The organism is Enterobacter sp. 04-C-12-SI-ECC, assembly GCF_047530715.1.
Classification (GTDB): Bacteria; Pseudomonadota; Gammaproteobacteria; order Enterobacterales; family Enterobacteriaceae; genus Enterobacter; species Enterobacter bugandensis.
The window spans coordinates 54,165-77,288 of record NZ_JBLKDI010000023.1 but is presented as its reverse complement, the minus strand read 5'-3'; the positions used below and the strand labels follow the sequence as shown (position 1 = coordinate 77,288).

Sequence of the window (23,124 nt, the reverse complement as noted above, 5' to 3'; positions counted from 1 at the left end):
ATTTCTGTTGGGAAAAGAGAACGCTCGGAAGTATATAGCGAGGCGGTCAAACGCATTCTCTGAACCAAAGCATGACATCTCTGTTTCGCACCGAAGGTGACACTTCTGCTTTGCGTTGACACTGCCTTAGTGCATCACCAGGCACTTTGTTGCGCGGGATCAGGAAGCGTAGCGGCAGAATTTGACAAATTTATTACCGTAATAATAAATCACAGTTTTTTAAAATTATTCTTAGTTTGTCATAAAAGTTTCATTCCAGAACGATAAAACCCTTCCTGTTTTTTCACGGGACTTAAGCATCAGCTTATCGTCCAGCGAATTTTTAAAGCGCGTTTATAAGACAGGATCGAAAATGAAAAAGAGCACTCTGGCATTAGTGGTTATGGGCGTGGTGGCTTCCGCATCTGTTCACGCAGCAGAAGTTTATAATAAAAACGGTAATAAACTGGACGTGTACGGCAAAGTGAAAGCTATGCACTATATCAGTGATGATGACACCAAAGATGGTGACCAGACTTACGTTCGTTTCGGTTTTAAAGGCGAAACCCAGATTAACGATCAGCTGACGGGCTACGGCCGTTGGGAAGCTGAATTCGCAGGTAACAAAGCTGAAAGCGACTCCTCGCAGAAAACACGTCTGGCGTTCGCCGGTATTAAACTGAAAGACTTTGGTTCACTGGATTACGGCCGTAACCTGGGCGCGCTTTATGACGTCGCGGCATACACCGATATGTTCCCTGAGTTCGGCGGTGACGGCCTGGCACAGACCGACAACTTCATGACGAAACGTGCCTCCGGACTGGCCACCTACCGCAATACCGACTTCTTTGGCATAGTAGACGGTCTTGATATGACCCTGCAGTACCAGGGCAAAAACGAAAACCGCGACGTGAAAAAGCAGAACGGTGACGGCTTTGGTACGTCTCTGGCCTATGACTTCGGCGGCAGCGATTTCTCCGTCATTGGTGCTTATGCCAGCTCCGATCGCACCAACGCGCAGAACCTGCAGGCGCGCGGTGAAGGTAAAAAAGCCGAGGGCTGGGCAACCGGTCTGAAATACGACGCGAACGATATTTACCTGGCCACTATTTATTCTGAAACCCGCAATATGGCCCCTATCTCCGGTGGTTTTGCAAATAAAGCGCAAAACTTCGAAGTGGTTGCACAATATCAGTTTGACTTTGGTCTGCGCCCATCCGTGGGTTATGTACAGTCCAAAGGTAAAGATATCGAAGGCATTGGCGACGAAGATATCGTGAAATATATTGACGCGGGTGCCACGTATTACTTCAACAAAAACATGTCCGCGTTTGTTGATTATAAAATCAACCAGATTGACGACGATAATAAACTGGGCGTAAGCAGCGATGATATCGTTGCCCTGGGTATGACCTACCAGTTCTAAGATTATCCGAATAAGAAAATCCCGGCATATAAGCCGGGATTTTTTTGCCCTGTGGCGCTGTGACGCTATCAGGCAGTGAGCTTCACCGCTTCGCTGGAAAAGTTATCCGCTGGCTCGAACTTGAGATCCAGGCTCGCCAGCAGTGCGCTCGCTTTGTCGTGGAACTCTTTCAGGGTGTATTCCAGGCGGTCAATCACTTCCTGATCTTTAATGGTGGTGGCCTGCCAGTTGCCGTCTTTGTTAAACAGGCCAAACTGGTAGCTATACGTAAAACGTTTCTCCTCTGCTTCCATTTCCATCCACCAGCCCCAGAATTCACGTTTTTCGGGTGCAGGCTTCACGTTGACGCATACAGCCAGGCAGTCGAAAAAAAAGCGATTCTCTTCACACTGCTCTTCTCGAATATACGGGCCGAGAGCCATAAATTTCTTAATCAGCCTACTTTTCGGGTGTCCACTCGGTAACGTCATTGCGATCTCCTTTTGTGAAGCCACTGTTTTACCAAACCAGCGAAATTTAGCAATCTATTAACACACTCTCTGGGCGATCCAGCGCGTGATCTCTTTCAAGGCTTTGTCAAAATTCTGATACACCGGACTGAACGGCACCTCAAGCAATTTGCCATCCGCAGATGACGAAGTGATTAAGCGTGACTCTTCCTCCGGGCTGAACGGATCGTTTTTCCAGAAACCGGACAGCATCGGCGTCGGGCAGCGGCGTCCCAGCAACCCTTGCGTTTTTAACGAGTAGCGATTGAGCTCAACGCGCAGCGCTTCGTCTGAGGCATCATGCATGCCAAGTCGACTGGCAAGGACGTCCAGATACATCTCCGGCACGCTGCCCTGACGGGCAGGATCGCTGAGCAGGGCGTGAACCACCGGGCCCAGGCAGGCGACGGCCTTCAGACGTGAAGATTCAAGGTAAGCCAGACGCACCGCAACGTTGGCACCAAAACGGAAGCCGAACGCCGCGACGCGGGTGTGGTCAACCCACGGAACATTTTCCAGCGCTTTAAGCGCATGCTGGTGCAGCAGGCTCGAATCCTGCGTTAACTTCCACTTCGATGAGAATCCAATAGAAGGCATATCGAGCGTCAGCATCGCGATCCCTTTTGGTGCGAAGTAACGCTCATACAGGCTGTAATAGTCGATTTGCAGGGAATCCAGCCCGCCGCACATTAGCACGGTCGGGAACGGGCCGTCGCCTTCAGGCATGTGCAGGAACCCGGTGACGGGCGCACCGCCCGGAACGGCGAACTCAAGCTCGCGCATCTGACCCGGCAGACGTTGAGCAGCCTCCTCATAGGCACGATTCGCCAGCGCCTGAGCCTGCTCGGCCAGCTCATCCCCCTTCAAATGCGGATAGGCCGCGATGGCGTAGAGGTTGGCCGCGTGCAGCCAGTGCTTGCCGCTTCGCGTGGCATCCTCTTCCTGGCTGGCTTTTTGCTGCCAGAGCATCGCCTGTTTAGACCATTCGTAGATCCAGTTCCCGCCCCGGTAGCCCACTACCGTGTCGTAGAGCTCGCTGTCGGTACGCTCCGACTCGCTCATTACGATACGCGCCTGCACGTCGAGGATTTCACGAGGATCGATACCGCGCCAGATCCACATCAGGCGGTTAATCATGCGATACCAGTGGGGAACGTTTTTACCGTCTAACGCAGACTGGACGGCAGGCATGGTTCCCGGATTAAACCGACGGACCAGCGTCGACGTTTCAGGGTGTTTGAAACGGGGTTTGAAGAGAGTCTCGGTGAGATTCGCCTGCGTCATTGCGTTGCCTCCATGGATACGTCATATAGTACCCATTGTAACGCGTGGCAGGCCAAAAAGAACAACGCCCGGCATAGCCGGGCGTGTAAAGTTACGTACTGAAATTAACGGCCTGAAATAGGCGGTACGAAGACCACGCCCATATCCCACGGCTGTTCAATCCAGGTATCCTGGGGGATATCAATGACGTAATCGTCAACCAGTGGGCGGCCAGCAGGCTTCGCAAAGATAGTGACGAAGTGCGCTTTCGGGTACATTTCGCGAATAGCGACCGCAGTACCGCCGGTGTCCACCAGATCGTCGATAACGATGAAGCCTTCACCGTCGCCTTCAGCGCGTTTCAGCACTTTCAGCTCACGCTGGTTATCATGGTCATAGCTGGAGATGCAGACGGTATCGACATGACGAATACCCAGCTCACGTGCCAGCAGCGCCCCCGGTACCAGACCGCCACGGCTGACGGCAATAATGCCTTTCCACTGTTCGGAAGGCATCAGACGCGCAGCCAGTTTGCGTGCGTGAATCTGCAACATGTCCCAGGTGACGACGTATTTTTCGCTCATGTGAAGTGTCCCAGCCTGTTTTTATACGGCTTAAAAAGTGTTCGAGGGGGAAATAGGTTGCGCGAGATTATAGAGATCTGGCGCACTAAAAACCAGTGTTTAGCGCTCCCTGCCTGAGTTTTTACATGCTTTATGCTACCAGCCAGCAGAGAAAGTGGTATTCTCAGTTGCATCTCGCAAGCCTGTCTTGTGGTAACTATTAACCTGCTAACCCTGTGGCCTGCAACCCTGTTTGCAGCGCCTCGACAAGGAGACTTATCGTGTCTGAACTGTCTCAATTATCTCCGCAGCCGCTGTGGGATATTTTTGCCAAAATTTGCTCCATTCCACACCCTTCCTACCATGAAGAACAGCTTGCCGAACATATTATGGGTTGGGCGAAGGAAAAAGGTCTGCACGCAGAGCGCGACCAGGTTGGCAACATTCTGATCCGCAAACCGGCTACCGCAGGCATGGAAAACCGTAAACCGGTTGTACTGCAGGCGCACCTGGACATGGTGCCACAGAAAAACAACGACACCGTTCACGACTTCACTAAAGACCCAATCCAGCCGTACATCGACGGCGACTGGGTAAAAGCGCGCGGCACCACCCTGGGCGCGGACAACGGCATCGGTATGGCCTCTGCGCTGGCGGTGCTGGCTGACGACAGCGTTGAACACGGTCCGCTGGAAGTGCTGCTGACCATGACCGAAGAAGCGGGCATGGACGGCGCGTTCGGTCTGCAGGCGAACTGGCTGCAGGCAGATATCCTGATCAACACCGACTCCGAAGAAGAAGGCGAGATCTACATGGGCTGCGCGGGCGGGATTGATTTCATCTCTACCCTGCCGCTGTCACGCGAAGCGATCCCTGCTGGCTTCAAGACCTTCAAGCTGACGCTGAAAGGGCTGAAAGGCGGCCACTCCGGCGGTGATATTCACCTGGGCCTGGGTAATGCCAACAAACTGCTGGCGCGCTTCCTGGCGGGCCACGCGGCCGAGCTGGACCTGCGTCTGGTGGACTTCAACGGCGGCACCCTGCGCAACGCGATCCCACGCGAAGCCTTTGCCACCGTGGCGGTGCCAGCGGCGAAAGCGGACGAGCTGAAAAAACTCTCCAGCGTCTACCTGGATATCCTGAAAAACGAACTGTCGGCGAAAGAGAAGAACCTGACCGTGGTGCTGGAATCCGTGTCTACGGATAAAGCCGCCCTGACCGCGCAGTCTCGCGACAGCTTCGTTCAGCTGCTGAACGCGACGCCAAACGGCGTGATTCGCAACTCTGACGTGGCGAAAGGCGTGGTGGAAACCTCTCTGAACGTGGGCGTGGTGACCATGAACGACGACAGCGCGGAAATTATCTGCCTGATCCGCTCCCTGATCGACAGCGGTAAAGAGTATGTAGTAAGCATGCTGGAATCTCTGGGTGCGCTGGCGGGCGCGAAAACCTCCGCCAAAGGCAGCTACCCTGGCTGGCAGCCGGATGCAAGCTCTCCGGTGATGGCGCTGGTGCGTGAAACTTATCAGCGTCTGTTCAACAGCACCCCGAACATCCAGGTGATCCACGCGGGTCTGGAATGTGGTCTGTTTAAGAAGCCGTATCCGGACATGGACATGGTTTCCATCGGGCCAACCATTACCGGTCCACACTCGCCGGATGAGCAGGTTCATATTGAAAGCGTCGGCCATTACTGGACGCTGTTGACGGAACTGCTGAAGGCGATCCCTGCGAAGTAATTTGTCGTCTGTTGCCCGGCGGCGCTACGCTTGCCGGGCCTACGATGAGTGTAATCTACAATCCCAAAACCAGCTGACGCTCCAGCTGCGGATCCAGCAGCGTGACGTGCAGTCCCACCAGCCTCACCCCTCGTCCGCCTCGTCGTTCTTCCCACGCCTTTTTCGCTGTTGCGATAAGATCTTCTTTGTTCAGGCGCGGCCAGACGTGCTCCTGCGTCGTCTGCTGAAAGTCGTTAAATTTCAGCTTGATGCCCTGTCGGGCAATCAGTAAATCAGGCTTTACTTTGATCAGGCGTCGCTCCAGCTCCGGATAGAGCTGTTCCGTAATAATGGTTTCGCATTCTGACCAGTCATGGATGTCTTCGCTCAGCGTGCGCTCAACCCCGACCGATTTACGAAGCCGTTCGTTGTTTACATCGCGGTCGTCAATGCCCTGACTGCGCTCCCACAGCACGCGGCCAAACTTCCCAAAGCGCTTGAGCAGCATAGCCAGGTCGCTTCGCTGCACGTCTTCGCAGGTGCGTAACCCCATACTTTCCAGCTTCGCGGCGGAGACTTTGCCTACGCCGGGGATTTTGCCAAGCGGCAACGTTTTTAAAAACGCCGGGACCTCTTCAGGGGTGATGACGTACTGGCCGTTGGGTTTATTTAAATCGGAAGCAATTTTGGCGAGAAATTTTACCGGCGCGACGCCTGCCGACGCGGTGAGATTCAGCTCGTTGAAAATCGTCTGGCGGATCTCCTGCGCCATCAGGGTAGCGGAGCCGTGACAGTGCAGGCTGTCGGTGACGTCCAGATAGGCTTCGTCCAGCGAAAGCGGTTCAATCAGTGAGGTGTAGCGGGAGAAGATTTCGCGTATATGGTTTGACGCTTCTTTATAGGCGTCAAAGCGCCCGGGCAAAAGAGTAAGGTGCGGACACAGTTTCAGCGCCATCGCCGTCGGCATGGCGCTGCGCACGCCAAATTTGCGTGCAGGATAGTTGGCGGTGCTGATCACACCGCGCTGAACGCGGCTGCCGCCAATGGCGATGGGAATATCCCGCAGCGCCGGGTTGTCACGCATCTCCACTGCGGCAAAAAAGCAGTCCATATCGACATGGATTATTTTGCGCATCGGTCATACCACACATGTATTTATATACAGTATAACAAAAGGCAAAAAATGCGTCAGCTATTTTCCTTACTCACGGTTGTCATATAAACGTGTTACAAAAATTCGTAATAAAACCTTTATATACATACATTTAGAAAATCAATGGAGCGTAATTATTCATGAAGAAAATTATCTCGATTTCGTTACTGTTTCTGGCGAGTGCTGCATCTGCTAGCCCTGCGATCGTTGCCCACCGGGGCGGGACTGCGGATGCACCTGAAAATACCCTGCCAGCCATTAAGCTCGCCCTCGAAAACAAAGCAGATATCGTCTGGATAACCGTGCAGCTCAGTCGGGATGGCGTACCGGTTCTCTATCGACCTGCCGATCTGAAAGCGTTAACCAATCTGAAGGGAAAGGTGTCACAGTATACCGCTGAAGAACTGGCAAAGGCGGATGCCAGCGTGAAGTGGAAAGATAAGGGCCTGCCGGAAAACCTGCTTAATTCCCCGATACCGACGCTGAAGTCGGTGCTGAGCGCCTGGCCAGATACGCGTTTTTTCATTGACATCAAATCGCCGGATGCCGATCCGGCGACCATGGGCAACGCGCTGCTTAACGTATTGAAAGAGACCAACAGCCTGAATCGTGTTCGCGTTTATTCAACCGAAGATCGCTATATGGAAGCATTGCCTGTCGAAATCCCCCGCTTTGTCACGCGCAGCGAAACCCGCACGCGCCTGGCCACGATTTCGTTGAGCCATGAATGTCTGCCTCCTTCACAAAAAATGGACGATTACTGGTATGGGCTTGAGTTAAACCGAAAAGTAGAAGTGGTCGAGAAATTCACCTTAGGTGAAGGTGTCTCTCCTGCAACATTAACGTGGGACAAAGAGGCCGTTGACTGCTTCCGCTCTCAGGGCAATGCCCATCTGATTTTTATCGGCGTGAACTCAGTAGAGGATTACCAGAAGGCGAAAACACTGGGTGCCGAAGGGGTTCTTGTAGACTCACCAGCCAAAGCCAAAAGCTGGGCAAAATAAATGATAAAGGCCGCACGAAGCGGCCTTTTCCTAGATAATTCTCTGCTGGTCCCGGGCCATGCGCTTTTTACGCGCATCACACGGTTCGGGGCAGTCGCACACCTTTTCCATTCCGATGGAAGAGATACCTCCGCAGCTGCCCTGAATGCTTTTACGCTTTATGATCCAGCCTAAAGACATACCGAACACCACCAGCAAAAACACCGCAAAGGTTGCCAGAAAGGTCAACATAATCAGCCTCCGAAATCATCAAGGAGGATGTTTTCATCTTCCACGCCGAGATCTTTGAGCATCTTGATCACGGCGGCGTTCATCATTGGCGGACCACACATATAGAACTCGCAGTCTTCCGGTGCCGGGTGCTGTTTGAGGTAGTTTTCATACAGCACGTTGTGGATGAAGCCCGTATAGCCCGTCCAGTTATCTTCCGGCTGCGGATCGGAGAGCGCCACGTGGAAGGTAAAGTTCGGATTCTCACGCGCCAGCTGTTCAAACTCATCGTCGTAGAACATTTCGCGCAGCGAGCGCGCACCGTACCAGAAGCTGATTTTACGCTTGCTGCCGAGACGCTTGAGCTGGTCAAAGATGTGCGAGCGCATAGGGGCCATACCCGCACCGCCGCCGATAAAGACCATTTCGGCGTCGGTATCTTTAGCAAAAAACTCGCCGAACGGACCGGAGATCGTCACCTTGTCGCCTGGCTTAAGAGACCAGATATACGACGACATCACGCCCGGCGGCGCGTCAGGCACGTTTGGCGGCGGCGTGGCGATACGCACGTTGAGCATGATAATGCCCTTCTCTTCCGGGTAGTTAGCCATGGAATAGGCGCGCAGCGCGGGCTCTTTTACCTCGGAAACAAAGCGGAAGAGATTAAATTTATCCCAGTCGGCCCGGTACTCATCGGGCACGTCGAAGTCCGCATACGCCACGGTGTGCGCCGGACACTCAATCTGGATATACCCACCTGCACGGAACGGGACGCTCTCCCCTTCAGGGACACGCAGCTTGAGCTCTTTAATGAACGTGGCTTTGTTATCGTTCGAGATAACCTCGCACTCCCATTTTTTCACGCCGAAAATCTCTTCCGGCAGCTCAATCTTCATGTTCTGACGCACCGCGACCTGGCACGCCAGGCGGCACCCCTCTTTCGCTTCACGCTTCGTAATATGCGACAGTTCAGTAGGCAGAATATCACCGCCCCCCTCTTTCACCGTCACACGGCACTGCCCGCATGAGCCGCCTCCACCGCAGGCTGACGAGACAAAAATCCCGTTCCCGGAGAGCGTATTAAGCAGCTTGTCCCCTGCCGGAGTACGGATCTGGTTCTGCGGATCGTCATTGATATCAATGATCACATCCCCGGAATTAACCAGCTTTGCGCGCGCCGCCAGAATCAGCCCTGACAGCACCAGTACTATCAGCGTGAACATCACCACGCCAAGAATAATTTCCATCTGTTAGCCCTTATAGCTGCACACCGGAGAAGGACATAAAGCCCAACGCCATCAGGCCGGTGGTGATAAAGGTGATCCCTAAGCCGCGCAGCCCCGCAGGCACGTTGGCATATTTCATTTTTTCACGGATCCCCGCCATGGTGACAATCGCCAGCATCCAGCCGATACCGGAACCGAAGCCGTACACCACCGATTCACTGAAGTTGTAATCGCGCTGAACCATAAACGAGACGCCACCGAAGATGGCGCAGTTCACCGCGATCAGCGGCAGGAAGATCCCCAGAGCGTTGTACAGCGACGGGAAATACTTATTGAGGATCATCTCCAGGATTTGTACCAGCGCCGCAATCACCCCGATGAAGGTGATGAAGTTCAGGAAGCTAAGATCGACGCCTTCCACCAGCGCGCCGTCTCGCAGCACGAAGTTGAACACCAGGTTGTTAATCGGAACCGAAAGCCCCAGCACAACGGTGACCGCCACGCCCAGGCCAAATGCCGTCGAGACCTTTTTAGAGACGGCAAGGAACGTACACATGCCCAGGAAGAAGGCGAGCGCCATGTTTTCAACAAACACCGCGCGCACAAATAAACTCAGGTAATGAGCCATTGTCGGTTACTCCTTTTCCTGCTGCTCAGGCTTCAGCGTACGAATCAGCCAGATCAGCAAACCGATAATGAAAAACGCGCTTGGGGCCAGCAGGAACAGGCCGTTCGGCAGATACCAGCCGCCGTTCTGTACCGTATCCAGCACCTGAACGCCAAACAGCTTGCCGCTGCCAATCAGCTCGCGCAGGAAACCTACCGTCAGGAGGATCACGCCGTAGCCCAGGCCGTTGCCGATACCGTCCATAAAGCTCGCCAGCGGCGGCATTTTCATGGCGTAGGCTTCAGCGCGCCCCATCACGATGCAGTTGGTGATAATCAGCCCGACAAACACCGAAAGCTGCTTCGAGGTTTCGTAGGCAAAAGCGCGCAGCAGCTGATCGACCACGATCACCAGCGAGGCGATGATCGCCATCTGCACGATGATCCTCACGCTGTTGGGGATGTGGTGGCGGATCATCGAGATAAACATGCTGGAAAACGCCGTCACCAGCGTTACCGCCAGCGTCATCACCACCGCCGTTTCCAGCTTGGTCGTTACCGCCAGAGCCGAGCACACACCCAGCACCTGCAGGGTTATCGGATTATTGGCTAAAAGTGGGCCAATCAGCACCTTTTTAACTTCTTTCAGTTCACCCGTATCAGCCATTGTTCAGCGCTCCTTCACGTACGTTCTTCAGGAAGGGACCAAAGCCCAGTTCACCCATCCAGAAATCAAAACTGTGCTGCACCCCGTTAGAGGTGAGTGTGGCGCCGGAAAGACCGTCCACGGCGAATTCATCCCCAGGACGCGCGCCTCCTTTCACCACCTTCAGCGCAGGCTGACCGTTATCATTGAGCACTTTTTTACCGACAAACTGCGCACGCCAGTTAGGGTTTTCCACTTCGCCACCCAGCCCCGGCGTTTCGCCCTGATCGTAATAAGTAATACCTTTGACCGTGCGGCCATCGGTATCCAGTGCCACAAACGCATACATCATTGACCATAAGCCGTTGCCGTAGATGGGCAACACGATTTCCTGTATGCGCTTCTGCTCGTCACGGACGAGGTAAATCTCCGCGACATTGCTGCGGCGCTTAATGCCAGCCGGATCCTGCGAGGCGTCAAGCACGGTGCTCATCTGCGGATCCTTTAATGCCAGCGCCTGGTTATATTTCGCCGGGTCTTTATCCATCAGCTCGCCGGTTTTTAAATCCACCAGCCGTGCGGTAATGCGTTCAGCAAACACGGCCGCGACGTCGTCCTTCGTCATGCCTTCCTGCATCAGCCCGGCAACGGCCAGGATGTTACGCTGTTTATCCAGCGCGCGCTGTTCCTGCTGCAGCGGTTTCAACCCTACGGCGGAACCGGCAACCACGATGGAACAGACCAGACACAGCACCAAAACCACCAGCAGCGTTTTGCTGATGCTGTCGTTATTTTTAACCTCAGCCACGCGCCTTCCTCCGCTTAATGTTGGCGCGCACGACCAGGTAGTCGAACAGCGGCGCAAACAGGTTGGCAAACAGAATGGCCAACATCATCCCTTCCGGATAGGCCGGGTTGACCACGCGAATAAGTACACACATCACGCCAATGAGCGCGCCGTAACACCATTTCCCCCTGTCGGTAAAGGAAGCCGAGACGGGATCGGTGGCCATGAACATCATGCCAAACGCAAAGCCTCCCAGCATCAGGTGCCAGTACCACGGCATGGAGAACATCGGGTTCGTGTCTGAACCAATGAGGTTGAACAGCGTGGCGGTAAGCACCATGCCGAGCATAACGCCCGCGACGATGCGCCAGGACGCCACGCGGCCAAAGAGGATGATGGCCCCGCCGATCAAAATCATCAGGGTAGATACTTCGCCAATAGAGCCCGGAATGTTGCCAAGAAACGCGTCGAACCAGGTTACGGGCTGGCCGGTAGCATTGTTGACCAGCGTTTCACCGCCGCCTGCCGCCCACTGTGAAAGTGGCGTCGCGCCGGAGAATCCGTCTGCTGCCGTCCACACCAGGTCGCCCGAAATCTGCGCCGGGTAAGCAAAGAACAGGAACGCACGCCCCGCCAGCGCCGGGTTGAGGAAGTTACGTCCGGTGCCGCCGAAAATCTCTTTGGCAATCACCACGCCAAAGCTGATCCCCATCGCCGCCTGCCAGAGCGGCAGAGTCGGCGGAACAATCAGCGCAAACAGAATGGAGGTCACGAAGAAGCCCTCGTTGATCTCGTGTTTGCGGATGATGGCGAACAGCACTTCCCAGAAGCCGCCCACGATAAAGACGGTCATGTAGATCGGCAGGAAGAAGACGGCCCCCAGCGTCATCATGCTGACCCAGCCTGCATCAGCCGCAAAGCTCACGCCCAGCGACTGCGCCAGACGATAGTGCCAGTCAGACTGGATCACCTGCGCCAGCTGCTGGGCGTCGTACATATGATGCAGCGCCGGAATGGTTTGCAGACCAACGTTGTACATGCCCCAGAACATGGCCGGGAAAACCGCAAACCACACCAGGATCATCATGCGTTTCAGATCGATGGCATCGCGTACGTGCGCTGCCCCTTTCGTCACCAGACCCGGAGTGTAGAAAATAGTCGTCGTCGCTTCATACAGCGGGTAGTACTTTTTGAGCTTCCCTTCGGTAAAGTGCGGCTCAATTTTTTCAAAGAGGTGTTTTAATCCCATGGTTATCCTTCCTGCTCAATGCGGGTTAACACCTCGCGCAATACGGGTCCATATTCGTATTTACCCGGACACACATAGGTACAGAGCGCCAGATCTTCTTCATCCAGTTCCAGACAACCGAGCGCCTGCGCGCCGTCGGTATCGCCTGCCAGAAGATCGCGCAGCAGCACGGTAGGCAGAATATCCAGCGGCATTACACGTTCGTAGTTGCCAATCGGAACCATTGCGCGCTCGCCGCCGTTCGTGCTGGTAGAGAAGTTAAAGAGCTTATGACGCAGAAAGTGGCCAAGCGTGGTGCGGGTGACGGAGTATTTTTCTGCGCCAGGCAGAACCCAGCCGAACAGCTCTTTCTCACGCCCTTCCAGAACGACGCTCACCTGAAGATGGAAACGTCCCAGGTACGCGTGCGCATTGACAGCGCGGCGGCCGCTAAGTACCGAACCGGAAATGAGGCGGTTTTCACCCTCTTTCGTTTCCCCTGCCAGCAGTTCATTAATGTCTGCTCCCAGAAGCGTCTTAACCAGACGCGGGTTTGCGGCCTGCGGCCCGCCGATAGCGATAATCCGTTCAGCGCAGAGTTCACCCGTCGTAAAGAGCTTACCGATGGCAATGACATCCTGATAATTAAGGTGCCAGACCTGTTTTTTAAGGCTCACCGGCTCAAGGAAGTGGATATGGGTCCCGACCAGACCCGCCGGATGCGGGCCGGAAAATTCATTAAACGTAACCTGTCCCTGCGGATGGCCACCAAGCTTGCCGCCGCTGGCCTGGCAAACGTGCACTTTTCCGGGCGTCAGGCGAGTCAGAACGGTCAGCCCGGCATCAAAGGCTTTACGCTGCGCCAGGATAATGGGCTGCGGGTCTGCGCTGAGCGGGTTGGTGTCGATGGCCGTCACGAAAATGGCAGCCGGGGCGGTATCAGGAACAGGTGATTTGCTGAAAGGACGCGTACGCAGCGCCGTCCACAGGCCGGACGCGAGCAGCTGAGCCTGCACATCTTCGCGGCTAAGCGTCGCGAGGTCTGCCGCATCATAACGAGCAAACTCACGCTGTTCATCGCCTTCAATGCGGATTACCACCGACTGCAGCACGCGACGCTCGCCGCGGTTGATCGCTACCACTGTGCCGCTGGCGGGGGCCGTGAACATGACGCCGGGATTTTTTTTGTCTTCAAAGAGCGCCTGCCCTTTGATCACGCGATCGCCCTCCTGCACCAGCATTGAAGGACGCATGCCCAGATAATCGTCACCTAAAATTGCGACATGACGGACGCTTGCGCCACACGAGACGTGCTGCTCAGGCACGCCTGCAATCGGCAAATTAAGTCCTTTTTTTATTTTAAACATGTGGTTAGCAGGTTTCCATAAACAACAATCCAGTGGGCGCAAAGTGTAACATTTTCCCCTTCTCTCGGGCAGGGGATCCACGGTCGGGCGCGCCAAAATGCGAGCTATTACGCAAAGTTCCTGGAGCCAGCGCGTTTTTGATGGTTTATAAAGTAAAACTAATTTGTAAACTCACCGCCCGGCTCTTGCGAAAATCTATAGCGGTGCTAATGTGAGCGCACCTAACAGAATAATCTGATTTCGGGTCTCTTTTGCCGTCCTGGCAAGTTAGTCCAGGTTTTATCAAGGAATTTGTAGTATGCGTAAAATCGCATTGTTCATTGCGATGCTTCTGATTCCGTGCATGTCGTTTGCCGGGCTGCTCAGCAGCAACAGCTCCACCACGCCGATCAGCAAAGAATATAAACAGCAGTTAATGGGATCCCCGGTTTATATTCAAATCTTCAAGGAAGAGCGCACGCTCGAACTGTTTGTAAAAATGGGCGAAACATATCAGCTGCTTGATAGCTACAAAATTTGTAACTATTCCGGCGGGCTGGGCCCGAAACAGCGTCAGGGCGATTTCAAAAGCCCGGAAGGTTTTTACAACGTTCAGCGTAACCAGTTAAAGCCGGATAGCCGCTTCTATAAAGCCATCAACATCGGTTTCCCGAACGCCTATGACCGTGCTCACGGTTATGAAGGGAAATACCTGATGATCCACGGTGCCTGCGTGTCTGTCGGCTGCTACGCGATGACCGACTCCGGCATTGATGAGATTTTCCAGTTCGTAACCGGCGCACTGGTCTTTGGGCAGCCTAACGTTCAGGTCAGTATCTATCCGTTCCGCATGACCGATGCCAATATGGCGCGCCATAAGTACTCTTACTACGCCGATTTCTGGAAACAGCTGAAGCCGGGTTATGACTACTTTGAGCAGACCCACAAGCCGCCGGTAGTCTCTATCGTCGATGGCCGTTACGTGGTCAGCAAACCGCTGAGCCACGAAGTCGTCCACCCGCAGCTGGCGTCAAATTACACGGTCCCCGAGACAAAATAGCACCCACTCGCCTGGCATAATCTTTTGCCAGGTTTCGTTGCCCGTCAGCGGCTGCGTTGCAATAACGGTGACCACATCGTTCGGTGTGGTCTCTTTCTGAAAATCTATTTCCACATCCTGATCGAGCAGCGTAGCAACGCCAAACGGCGCACGGCGCGTGATCCAGAAGAGATTCGTCGAGCAGAACGCCATCACGTAGCGCCCGTCAGACAACAGCATGTTAAACACGCCTTTTTCACGCAATTCGGCTGCCAGCGTCGCGATGTATTTGAATACGGCGGCCATATTGCCGGGCGTGCGCGGATAACGTTCTGTCAGTTTATGCAGCAGCCAGCAGAAGGCCTTCTCGCTGTCCGTTTCTCCCACCGGACGGAAGTTGCCCGTTTCCAGAGATTTATAGCCCGTAAGCTGCCCGTTGTGCGCATAGGTCCAGTTACGGCCCCACAGCTCGCGGGTAAAGGGATGGGTATTTTCCAGCGCAACTTCGCCGCGGTTTGCCTGGCGAATATGCGCGATCACCGAACAGGATTTAATGGGATAGTCCTGAACCAGTTTGGCAATCGGTGAGTTAAAACTGGGCTGTGGATCTTTGAACGTGCGACACCCTTTGCCTTCATAGAAGGTGATGCCCCAGCCGTCTTTATGCGGCCCGGTTCCCCCACCGCGCTGAACCAGCCCGGTGAAGCTAAAGCAGATATCGGTTGGCACATTGGCGCTCATCCCGAGCAGTTCGCACATACATCACCTCCACAACAGCGGGGGGCACCGGCGCCCCCCAGCGAAGTCTTACTTAACCATCTCTTTTTCGATCAGCTGGATCAGGATGTGGATCACTTTGATGTGAATCTCCTGAACGCGATCTGCATAGCCGAAGTGCGGAACGCGAATTTCGATATCCGCCGTACCGTCCATCTTACCGCCATCTTTCCCGGTCAGGGTGATGACCTTCATCCCTTTTTCACGCGCGGCGGCGATCGCTTTGATCACGTTCGCGGAGTTACCGGAGGTAGAGATACCCAGCAGCACGTCACCTTCACGGCCTACTGCCTCAACGTAGCGGGAAAAGATGTGGTCGTAACCGAAGTCGTTGCCTACGCAGGAGATGTGGCTCACGTCGGAAATCGCAATCGCCGGGTAGCCCGGACGGTTTTCGCGATAGCGTCCGGTCAGCTCTTCGGCGAAGTGCATGGCGTCACAGTGGGAACCGCCGTTACCGCAGGAGAGCACTTTGCCACCGGCCTTAAAACTGTCGGCCAGCAGGACCGCCGCGCGCTGAATAGCGTGAATATTGGCATCATCTTTCAGAAAGTTCGCCAGCGTTTCCGCCGCTTCGTTCAGTTCGTTACGAATAAGATCCTGGTACATGAGGATAATCCTTCAGTATTGATGAAATAACACAGTGGAGTGTACCGGATAGCGGGAAAAGCGAGAAGCTAAAGCCATGCGAATCGTCCGGCGTTTTGATTTTTTGTGCCGGCGAAAACGCGAACAATGTGAACCAGGTTGTAATTATTTTGTAAACACATTGCTAAAGGAATTCACATCAACTACAACCATATCATCACAAGTGGTCAGACCTCCTACAAGCAAGGGAGCTTTTCTTTATGATGATTTTGAGCATTCTCGCAACCGTTGTACTGCTCGGTGTGTTGTTCTATCACCGCGTCAGTTTATTCCTGAGCAGCCTGATTCTTCTGGCCTGGACGGCTGCGCTTGGCGTCGCAGGTCTCTGGAATATCTGGATTTTGGTCCCTCTTGCCATCATTCTGCTGCCGTTTAACCTGGCCCCGATGCGTAAGTCGATGATCTCCGCGCCGGTATTTAAAGGCTTCCGCAAAGTGATGCCGCCGATGTCGCGCACCGAGAAAGAAGCGATTGATGCGGGCACCACCTGGTGGGAAGGCGACCTGTTCCAGGGTAACCCGGACTGGAAAAAGCTGCACAACTATCCGCAGCCGCGCCTGACCGCCGAAGAACAGGCCTTTATTGACGGCCCGGTGGAAGAAGCGTGCCGCATGGCGAACGACTTTGCTATCACCCACGAAATGGCCGACCTGCCGCCGGAGCTGTGGGCGTACCTGAAAGAGCATCGCTTCTTCGCGATGATCATTAAGAAAGAGTACGGCGGTCTTGAGTTCTCCGCTTACGCGCAGGCTCGCGTGCTGCAAAAGCTGGCGGGCGTCTCCGGGATCCTGGCGATTACCGTCGGCGTACCGAACTCCTTAGGCCCGGGCGAACTGCTGCAGCATTACGGTACGGAAGAGCAGAAAGATCACTATCTGCCGCGACTGGCGCGCGGTCAGGAAATCCCGTGCTTCGCGCTGACCAGCCCGGAAGCAGGCTCCGATGCAGGCGCAATCCCGGATACTGGCGTGGTCTGTATGGGCGAGTGGCAGGGCCAGCAGGTGCTGGGCATGCGCCTGACCTGGAACAAACGCTATATCACCCTGGCGCCTATCGCCACCGTGCTGGGCCTGGCCTTTAAGCTCTCCGACCCGGAAAAACTGCTGGGCGGTGAAGAGGATCTGGGCATTACCTGTGCGCTGATCCCAACCTCGACGCCGGGTGTGGAAATTGGCCGTCGTCACTTCCCGCTGAACGTGCCATTCCAGAACGGTCCGACCCGCGGCCAGGATATCTTTGTGCCGATTGACTACATCATCGGCGGCCCGAAAATGGCCGGTCAGGGCTGGCGCATGCTGGTGGAATGTCTGTCGGTGGGTCGCGGTATTACCCTGCCGTCGAACTCAACCGGCGGCCTGAAGTCCGTCGCGATGGGAATTGGCGCTTATGCCCACATTCGCCGTCAGTTCAAAATCTCCATCGGCAAGATGGAAGGTATCGAAGAGCCGCTGGCACGCATCGCGGGCAACGCCTACGTGATGGACGCCGCTGCATCCCTGATTACCTACGGCATTATGCTGGGCGAAAAACCGGCCGTGCTGTCCGCGATTGTGAAGTACCACTGTACCCACCGCGCGCAGCAGTCGATCATTGACGCGATGGATATCGCGGGCGGTAAAGGCATTATGCTCGGCGAAGGCAACTTCCTGGCGCGCGGCTATCAGGGCGCACCGATTGCCATCACCGTGGAAGGGGCCAACATCCTGACCCGCAGCATGATGATCTTCGGCCAGGGTGCGATTCGCTGCCATCCGTACGTGCTGGAAGAGATGGCCGCTGCGCAGAATAACGACGTGGACGCCTTCGACAAACTGCTGTTCAAACATATCGGTCACGTGGGCAGTAACAAGGTGCGGAGCTTCTGGCTGGGCCTGACGCGCGGCCTGACCAGCGCGACGCCAACCGGCGATGCGACCAAACGTTACTACCAGCATCTGAACCGTCTGAGCGCCAACCTGGCTCTGCTGTCTGATGTTTCCATGGCGGTGCTGGGCGGTAGCCTGAAGCGTCGCGAGCGTATCTCCGCCCGTCTGGGCGACGTGCTGAGCCAGATCTTCCTGGCCTCTGCGGTGCTGAAACGCTACGACGACGAAGGCCGTCAGGAAGCGGATCTGCCGCTGGTGCACTGGGGCGTGCAGGATGCGATGTATCAGGCGGAACAGGCGATTGACGACCTGCTGGCGAACTTCCCGAACCGCTTCGTGGCTGGCGCTCTGCGCGTGGTGATCTTCCCGACCGGTCGTCATCATCTGGCGCCGTCCGACAAGCTGGACCACAAGGTGGCGAAGATCCTGCAGGTTCCGAGCGCAACCCGCTCCCGCATTGGCCGCGGTCAGTATCTGGCACCAACGCCGCATAACCCGGTGGGCCTGCTGGAAGAGGCGCTGCTGGACGTGATGGCCGCCGACCCGATTCACCAGAAAATCTGCAAACAGCTGGGTAAAAACCTGCCGTTTACCCGTCTGGACGAACTGGCGAAACAGGCGCTGGCCGGTGGCATTATCAATAACGACGAAGCTGCGCTGCTGGTGAAAGCCGAAGAGAGCCGTCTGCGCAGTATTAACGTGGATGATTTCGAACCGGAAGAGCTGGCGACGCAGCCGGTAAAGCTGCCGGAGAAGCACCGCAAACCTGAAGCGGCATAACCCGCTTCGCTCTGACAAACCCCGCCCGGTGCGGGGTTTTTTATTGCCACATTTTCTCGTAATGACGTGCTACAGTGTCAAAAAGGGGTCGTTTGAGGAGTCTGTATCGTGCCTGGTTTGAAGATTTCGATTTTGCAGCAGCCTTTAGTGTGGATGGATGGCCCTGCCAACCTGCGCCACTTTGATCGTCAACTGGAAGAGATTACCGGGCGAGATGTGATTGTCCTGCCGGAGATGTTTACCACCGGCTTCGCGATGGAAGCGGCGAAACAGTCAATGCCTCAGGAAGAGGTGGTCGCCTGGATGCATGCCAAAGCGCAGCAAACCAACGCGCTGATCGCCGGGAGCGCCGCACTGCAGACGGAACGCGGCCCGGTGAACCGCTTCCTGCTGGTTGAGCCGGAAGGGAAGGTGCATTTTTACGATAAACGCCACCTGTTCCGCATGGCCGATGAACATCATCATTATGAAGCCGGTAACGAGCGCGTGGTGTTCGAGTGGCGCGGCTGGCGTATTCTGCCGCTGGTCTGCTACGACCTGCGCTTCCCGGTGTGGTCGCGCAACCGCAACGATTACGACCTGGCGCTGTACGTCGCCAACTGGCCCGCGCCGCGCTCGCTGCACTGGCAGGCGCTGCTGGTGGCTCGCGCGATTGAAAACCAGGCGTACGTGGTGGGCTGTAACCGCGTGGGGACGGACGGCAACGGCCACCACTACCGCGGCGACAGCCGGGTGGTGAACCCGCAGGGCGAGATTATTGCCACCGCCGAACCGCATCAGGCGACGCGCATTGATGCGGAGCTGTCGTTGACGGCGCTGAAGGAGTATCGGGAGAAGTTCCCGGCGTGGCAGGATGCGGATCCGTTTAGCATTGGGTGAAAAAATGCCGGGTGGCGGCTACGCCTTACCCGGCCTACCAATGTCGCTCGCTTCTTTTAACTCACTAACGCCTGCCCGTCTTTGCGGCTCTCCGTCGCGGCCACGTAGTGCCCTTCCGGCATACGATAGATCACCTGCGCACCGCCGAAGTTGTAATCCTGGAGCGGATCTTCCACCACGATCTGATGCCCGCGCTCGCGCAGCGCGGCAATGGTGTTGCGATCAAACGTCGATTCAACAATCACCTCCCTGCCCTGCACCACGCGCCAGCGCGGCGCGTCGATGGCCGCCTGCGGGTTTTGCCCGTGCAGCATAATGCGCAGCGCCATCTGCATGTGCCCCTGCGCCTGCATCGGGCCGCCCATCACGCCGAAGGACATCAGCGGCTGGCCGTTGCCGTCCATCGCAAAGCCCGGAATGATGGTGTGGAAAGGACGCTTGCTGCCCGCCAGCGCGTTCGGGTGTTTGGGATCGAGCACAAAGCCGCAGCCGCGGTTTTGCAGGCTGATTCCGGTATCCGGCACCACAATGCCTGAACCGAAGCCCATAAAGTTGGACTGGATAAACGAAACCATCATCCCGCTGGCGTCCGCGGTGCTGATGTAGACCGTGCCGCTCTGCGTCGGTGAACCGTACACAAAGTCAGAGGCGTTATCGCGATCGATAAGCGCCGCACGCGACTTCAGATAATGGTCGCTCAGCAGCTCTTTTGCTGCGAACTCCATATGTTCTTCATCCGCCACGTAGCGGTCGAGATCCGCCAGCGCCAGCTTCATGGCTTCAATGGATAAGTGCAGAGACTGCACGGAGTCCGGATGATGTTTCTCAATGCCGCATTGCTCCAGAATACCGAGTGCAATCAGCGTGGCGATCCCCTGCCCGTTTGGCGGCAGCTCCTGTACCGAGCCGCCCGCGAAGTCGCGCGACAGCAGTTCAACCCAGTCCACGCGATGGTTTGCCAGATCTTCCGCTGACAGGTGCGCGCCGTGCTCCTGGGCGAAGGCGGCGATTTTCTGCGCCAGCTCACCACGGTAAAAGGCTTCACCGTTGGTTTTGGCAATCAGCTCCAACGAATGTGCCTGCGCCGGGTTACGGAAGATCTCCCCCACGCGTGGGGTGCGGCCTTCCGGCGCGAAGCAGGCGCTAAAGCCAGGCTGATCTTTCAGCTTGTTATAGCCGCGCTGCCAGAGATGACCAATCAGCGGCGAGACCGGGAAGCCGTTGCGCGCGTAGTCAATCGCAGGCTGCGCCAGCGTGGTCAGCGGTAGCGTGCCGAAGCGTTCTGCCAGGGCCACCCAGCCCGACACCGCACCCGGCACCGTCACCGCGTCCCAGCCGATTTCCGGCACTGCGCTTTTACCGGCAAACAGATCCGCATGCCAGCTGGCCGGCGAGCGCCCGGACGCGTTCAGGCCGTGAAGTTTTTCACCGTCCCAGACGATGGCAAAGGCGTCGCTGCCGATGCCGTTGCCGGTCGGCTCAACAACGGTCAGCGCCATGGCGGTGGCAATGGCCGCATCGACGGCGTTGCCACCCAGCTGCAGCATTTTCATTCCCGCCTGCGCCGCCAGCGGCTGCGAAGTGGCAACGGCGTTGTGGCCCATCATCGGCGGGCGGCGTGAAGTGTAACCGGATGTAAAATCAAGCGCTTTGGTCATCATGACTCCTTAGTCGTGGCGCGGATCGAGCGCATCGCGCAGCCCGTCGCCAAGTAAATTAAAGCCCTGCACGGCAAGGAAAATCGCCACGCCGGGGAAAACGGACATCCACGGCGCCTGCTCAAGGAAACCTTTCGCGGTATTAAGCATGGACCCCCAGGACGGATTGGGCGGCTGCTGCCCCAGCCCTAAAAACGACAGGCTGGCTTCGGCAATAATCGCCGAGGCAATGGCCAGCGTGGCCTGAACCATGATCGGCGACATCACGTTTGGCAGAACGTATTTAATGATGATCCAGCGATCCGGCAGGCCAATCGCCCGCGCGCCGTCGATGTACTCTTCATTGCGAATGGCGATCACCTGCCCGCGCGTCAGGCGGGCGAAGATCGGCATCGCCGAAAGACCGATGGCGATCATCGCGTTGGTCAGGCTCGGGCCTAAAAATGCCCCCAGCGCGATCGCCATGATCAGGAACGGGCAGGCCAGCAGCGCCTCGATAAAGCGCGAGATGACGCCGTCCCACATTTTCTGGAAGTAGCCCGCCACCAGCCCCAGCGGCACGCCGATGGCCACCGCGATAACCACAGACATACAGCCCGCCATCAGCGAGGTTCGCGCTCCCCAGATTATGCGGGACAAAATGTCGCGCCCCAGCTCGTCGGTGCCGAACCAGTACATCGCTGACGGCGCTTCGCGCACCGCGAGGAAGTTGGCTTTAACCGGGTCAAACGGGGCGATCCACGGCGCCAGCAGCGCCACCAGCACAAAGAAACCCACCACAAGCGCGCCAACCACCGCGCTTTTATTGCCGAGGAATTTCTTCAGCACCCGGTTCTGCGCGTGCGGCAGCGCGGGGGCTACGGTTTGCGTCGTCAGTTCCGCCATCGTTAACCTCGCATTTTCGGGTTGATAAGGACGTAAAGCACGTCGGCCAGCAGGTTGAGCAGCAGGAAGCCGATCGCCACGATCAGCACCACGCCCTGCACCACCGCGTAGTCACGGTTGAACACCGAGTCGACGATCATCTTGCCAAAGCCCGGAATGGTGAACACCTGCTCGGTCAGCACCGCGCCGCCCAGCAGCTCGCCGAACAGCAGCGTGGTGAGGGTGATCACCGGCACCAGCGCGTTGCGAAACGCGTGCTTTAGAATGACCGCCTTCGGCAGCAGCCCCTTGGCGCGTGCGGTACGGATATAATCCGCTTTCAGCACCGCAATCATCGACGCGCGGGTATGGCGCATCAGCGTCGCCGCCAGCCCGGTTCCGAGCACGGACGCGGGCAGCAGCAGCGTGCGCAGGTTCTGAAGCGGATCTTCACTGAACGGCACGTAGCCGGACGCGGGCAGCCACTGCAGGTTCACCGAGAAGACCAGAATCAGCAGGATCCCCAGCCAGAAGTGGGGAATAGAGATCCCCGAGATCGCCACGAAGTTCGCCCCGTGATCGACCCAGCTGTTTTTGTTCACCGCCGCAAGGATCCCCATGCTGATGCCAAACACCAGCGCAATAATCATCGCCAGCAGCGACAGCTCCAGCGTAACCGGCAGCTTGCTGGCGATAAGCTCGGTCACCGGCTCGTGCGTGCGCAAGGAGACGCCCAGATCGCCCTGCAGCGCCCGCGTCAGCCAGTGGAAATACTGAACCGGGATCGGCGCATCCAGGTTCAGCTCCGCGCGCAGCTGGGCGATCACCGCCGGATCGCGTTCCTCACCGGCCATCGCAATCAGCGGGTCGCCGGGCAGCAGCTTTTGCAGCCCGAACACCATCATGCTTACCAGCAATAGCGTCGGGACGGCCAGCAGCAGACGTTTGCAAATCAGTTCCAGCATGGGTTC

Annotated in this window: 22 protein-coding genes and 1 pseudogene; 7 read left to right on the top strand and 16 right to left on the bottom strand. The window is 56.3% G+C overall.

Going from position 1 to position 23,124, the window contains the following annotated elements; all coding sequences use genetic code 11:
- Both ACMWL8_RS22040 and phoE read left to right on the top strand, forming a co-directional pair.
- Window positions 1-63: pseudogene (locus tag ACMWL8_RS22040) on the top strand (type II toxin-antitoxin system mRNA interferase toxin, RelE/StbE family); the annotation flags it as partial.
- A 289-nt stretch (window positions 64-352) separates the two neighbouring features.
- Complete coding sequence (phoE, locus tag ACMWL8_RS22035; RefSeq protein WP_045259793.1) at window positions 353-1,405, top strand: phosphoporin PhoE; 1,053 nt, start codon at window positions 353-355, stop codon at window positions 1,403-1,405.
- 68 nt (window positions 1,406-1,473) lie between these two features.
- Here phoE and crl read toward each other — a convergent pair whose 3' ends face one another.
- The 3 genes from crl to gpt form a co-directional block, all read right to left on the bottom strand.
- Window positions 1,474-1,875, bottom strand: a complete 402-nt coding sequence (gene crl / locus ACMWL8_RS22030) for a sigma factor-binding protein Crl (RefSeq protein ID WP_045259792.1) — start codon at window positions 1,873-1,875, stop codon at window positions 1,474-1,476.
- A 57-nt stretch (window positions 1,876-1,932) separates the two neighbouring features.
- Entirely contained in the window at window positions 1,933-3,177 is a 1,245-nt protein-coding gene (gene frsA, locus ACMWL8_RS22025) for an esterase FrsA (RefSeq protein ID WP_028012084.1), read from the bottom strand.
- 104 nt (window positions 3,178-3,281) lie between these two features.
- Window positions 3,282-3,740, bottom strand: a complete 459-nt coding sequence (gene gpt, locus ACMWL8_RS22020; RefSeq protein ID WP_003863205.1) for a xanthine phosphoribosyltransferase — start codon at window positions 3,738-3,740, stop codon at window positions 3,282-3,284.
- A gap of 260 nt (window positions 3,741-4,000) precedes the next feature.
- On the opposite strand from gpt, the gene pepD reads away from it, so the two are divergent.
- Window positions 4,001-5,458, top strand: coding sequence for a cytosol nonspecific dipeptidase (gene pepD, locus ACMWL8_RS22015; RefSeq protein ID WP_045259791.1), 1,458 nt, complete (start codon window positions 4,001-4,003; stop codon window positions 5,456-5,458).
- Window positions 5,459-5,513: 55 nt separating this feature from the next.
- Here pepD and dinB read toward each other — a convergent pair whose 3' ends face one another.
- On the bottom strand, window positions 5,514-6,572 hold the full coding sequence (dinB, locus tag ACMWL8_RS22010) for a DNA polymerase IV (RefSeq protein WP_041911133.1): 1,059 nt from the start codon (window positions 6,570-6,572) through the stop codon (window positions 5,514-5,516).
- Window positions 6,573-6,730: 158 nt separating this feature from the next.
- Here dinB and ACMWL8_RS22005 point away from each other — a divergent pair, with 158 nt between their 5' ends.
- A complete protein-coding gene (locus ACMWL8_RS22005; RefSeq protein WP_045259790.1) occupies window positions 6,731-7,594 on the top strand; it encodes a glycerophosphodiester phosphodiesterase family protein in 864 nt (287 codons plus the stop codon).
- Window positions 7,595-7,624: 30 nt separating this feature from the next.
- Here the strand turns inward: ACMWL8_RS22005 and nqrM are convergent, their stop codons facing one another.
- The 7 genes from nqrM to ACMWL8_RS21970 are packed head-to-tail and all read right to left on the bottom strand — an operon-like array spanning window position 7,625 to window position 13,664.
- Window positions 7,625-7,825, bottom strand: coding sequence for a (Na+)-NQR maturation NqrM (gene nqrM, locus ACMWL8_RS22000; RefSeq protein ID WP_041911135.1), 201 nt, complete (start codon window positions 7,823-7,825; stop codon window positions 7,625-7,627).
- Window positions 7,826-7,827: 2 nt separating this feature from the next.
- A complete protein-coding gene (gene nqrF / locus ACMWL8_RS21995; RefSeq protein WP_045259789.1) occupies window positions 7,828-9,051 on the bottom strand; it encodes an NADH:ubiquinone reductase (Na(+)-transporting) subunit F in 1,224 nt (407 codons plus the stop codon).
- A 10-nt stretch (window positions 9,052-9,061) separates the two neighbouring features.
- Window positions 9,062-9,658, bottom strand: a complete 597-nt coding sequence (gene nqrE, locus ACMWL8_RS21990; protein ID WP_349396039.1) for an NADH:ubiquinone reductase (Na(+)-transporting) subunit E — start codon at window positions 9,656-9,658, stop codon at window positions 9,062-9,064.
- Between the two features lie 6 nt (window positions 9,659-9,664).
- Window positions 9,665-10,303, bottom strand: coding sequence for an NADH:ubiquinone reductase (Na(+)-transporting) subunit D (locus ACMWL8_RS21985; protein WP_028012078.1), 639 nt, complete (start codon window positions 10,301-10,303; stop codon window positions 9,665-9,667).
- Complete coding sequence (locus tag ACMWL8_RS21980; RefSeq protein ID WP_045259788.1) at window positions 10,296-11,090, bottom strand: Na(+)-translocating NADH-quinone reductase subunit C; 795 nt, start codon at window positions 11,088-11,090, stop codon at window positions 10,296-10,298. The genes ACMWL8_RS21985 and ACMWL8_RS21980 overlap by 8 nt, the downstream gene beginning before the upstream one ends.
- Window positions 11,083-12,318, bottom strand: a complete 1,236-nt coding sequence (locus tag ACMWL8_RS21975) for an NADH:ubiquinone reductase (Na(+)-transporting) subunit B (RefSeq protein WP_045259787.1) — start codon at window positions 12,316-12,318, stop codon at window positions 11,083-11,085. The genes ACMWL8_RS21980 and ACMWL8_RS21975 overlap by 8 nt, the downstream gene beginning before the upstream one ends.
- Before the next feature lie 2 nt (window positions 12,319-12,320).
- A complete protein-coding gene (locus tag ACMWL8_RS21970) occupies window positions 12,321-13,664 on the bottom strand; it encodes a Na(+)-translocating NADH-quinone reductase subunit A (RefSeq protein ID WP_045259786.1) in 1,344 nt (447 codons plus the stop codon).
- Between the two features lie 298 nt (window positions 13,665-13,962).
- Between ACMWL8_RS21970 and dpaA the strand changes: the two genes are divergently transcribed.
- A complete protein-coding gene (gene dpaA / locus ACMWL8_RS21965; protein ID WP_028012074.1) occupies window positions 13,963-14,703 on the top strand; it encodes a peptidoglycan meso-diaminopimelic acid protein amidase in 741 nt (246 codons plus the stop codon).
- Here dpaA and ACMWL8_RS21960 read toward each other — a convergent pair.
- Both ACMWL8_RS21960 and lpcA read right to left on the bottom strand, forming a co-directional pair.
- The gene (locus tag ACMWL8_RS21960; RefSeq protein WP_028012073.1) at window positions 14,674-15,441 is read right to left on the bottom strand and encodes a class II glutamine amidotransferase; all 768 of its coding nucleotides are present in this window, start codon (window positions 15,439-15,441) and stop codon (window positions 14,674-14,676) included. The two genes, dpaA and ACMWL8_RS21960, sit on opposite strands and share 30 nt — an antisense overlap.
- Window positions 15,442-15,489: 48 nt before the next feature.
- On the bottom strand, window positions 15,490-16,068 hold the full coding sequence (gene lpcA, locus ACMWL8_RS21955) for a D-sedoheptulose 7-phosphate isomerase (RefSeq protein WP_003863232.1): 579 nt from the start codon (window positions 16,066-16,068) through the stop codon (window positions 15,490-15,492).
- A 239-nt stretch (window positions 16,069-16,307) separates the two neighbouring features.
- On the opposite strand from lpcA, the gene fadE reads away from it, so the two are divergent.
- A complete protein-coding gene (gene fadE, locus ACMWL8_RS21950; RefSeq protein WP_028012072.1) occupies window positions 16,308-18,752 on the top strand; it encodes an acyl-CoA dehydrogenase FadE in 2,445 nt (814 codons plus the stop codon).
- Window positions 18,753-18,860: 108 nt separating this feature from the next.
- Complete coding sequence (locus tag ACMWL8_RS21945; RefSeq protein ID WP_041911141.1) at window positions 18,861-19,631, top strand: amidohydrolase; 771 nt, start codon at window positions 18,861-18,863, stop codon at window positions 19,629-19,631.
- A gap of 56 nt (window positions 19,632-19,687) precedes the next feature.
- Here the strand turns inward: ACMWL8_RS21945 and ACMWL8_RS21940 are convergent, their stop codons facing one another.
- The 3 genes from ACMWL8_RS21940 to ACMWL8_RS21930 are packed head-to-tail and all read right to left on the bottom strand — an operon-like array spanning window position 19,688 to window position 23,118.
- On the bottom strand, window positions 19,688-21,289 hold the full coding sequence (locus ACMWL8_RS21940) for a gamma-glutamyltransferase family protein (protein ID WP_045259785.1): 1,602 nt from the start codon (window positions 21,287-21,289) through the stop codon (window positions 19,688-19,690).
- Between the two features lie 9 nt (window positions 21,290-21,298).
- A complete protein-coding gene (locus ACMWL8_RS21935; RefSeq protein ID WP_045259784.1) occupies window positions 21,299-22,174 on the bottom strand; it encodes an ABC transporter permease in 876 nt (291 codons plus the stop codon).
- A gap of 2 nt (window positions 22,175-22,176) precedes the next feature.
- On the bottom strand, window positions 22,177-23,118 hold the full coding sequence (locus ACMWL8_RS21930) for an ABC transporter permease (RefSeq protein WP_028012068.1): 942 nt from the start codon (window positions 23,116-23,118) through the stop codon (window positions 22,177-22,179).
- Window positions 23,119-23,124 lie beyond the last annotated feature (6 nt).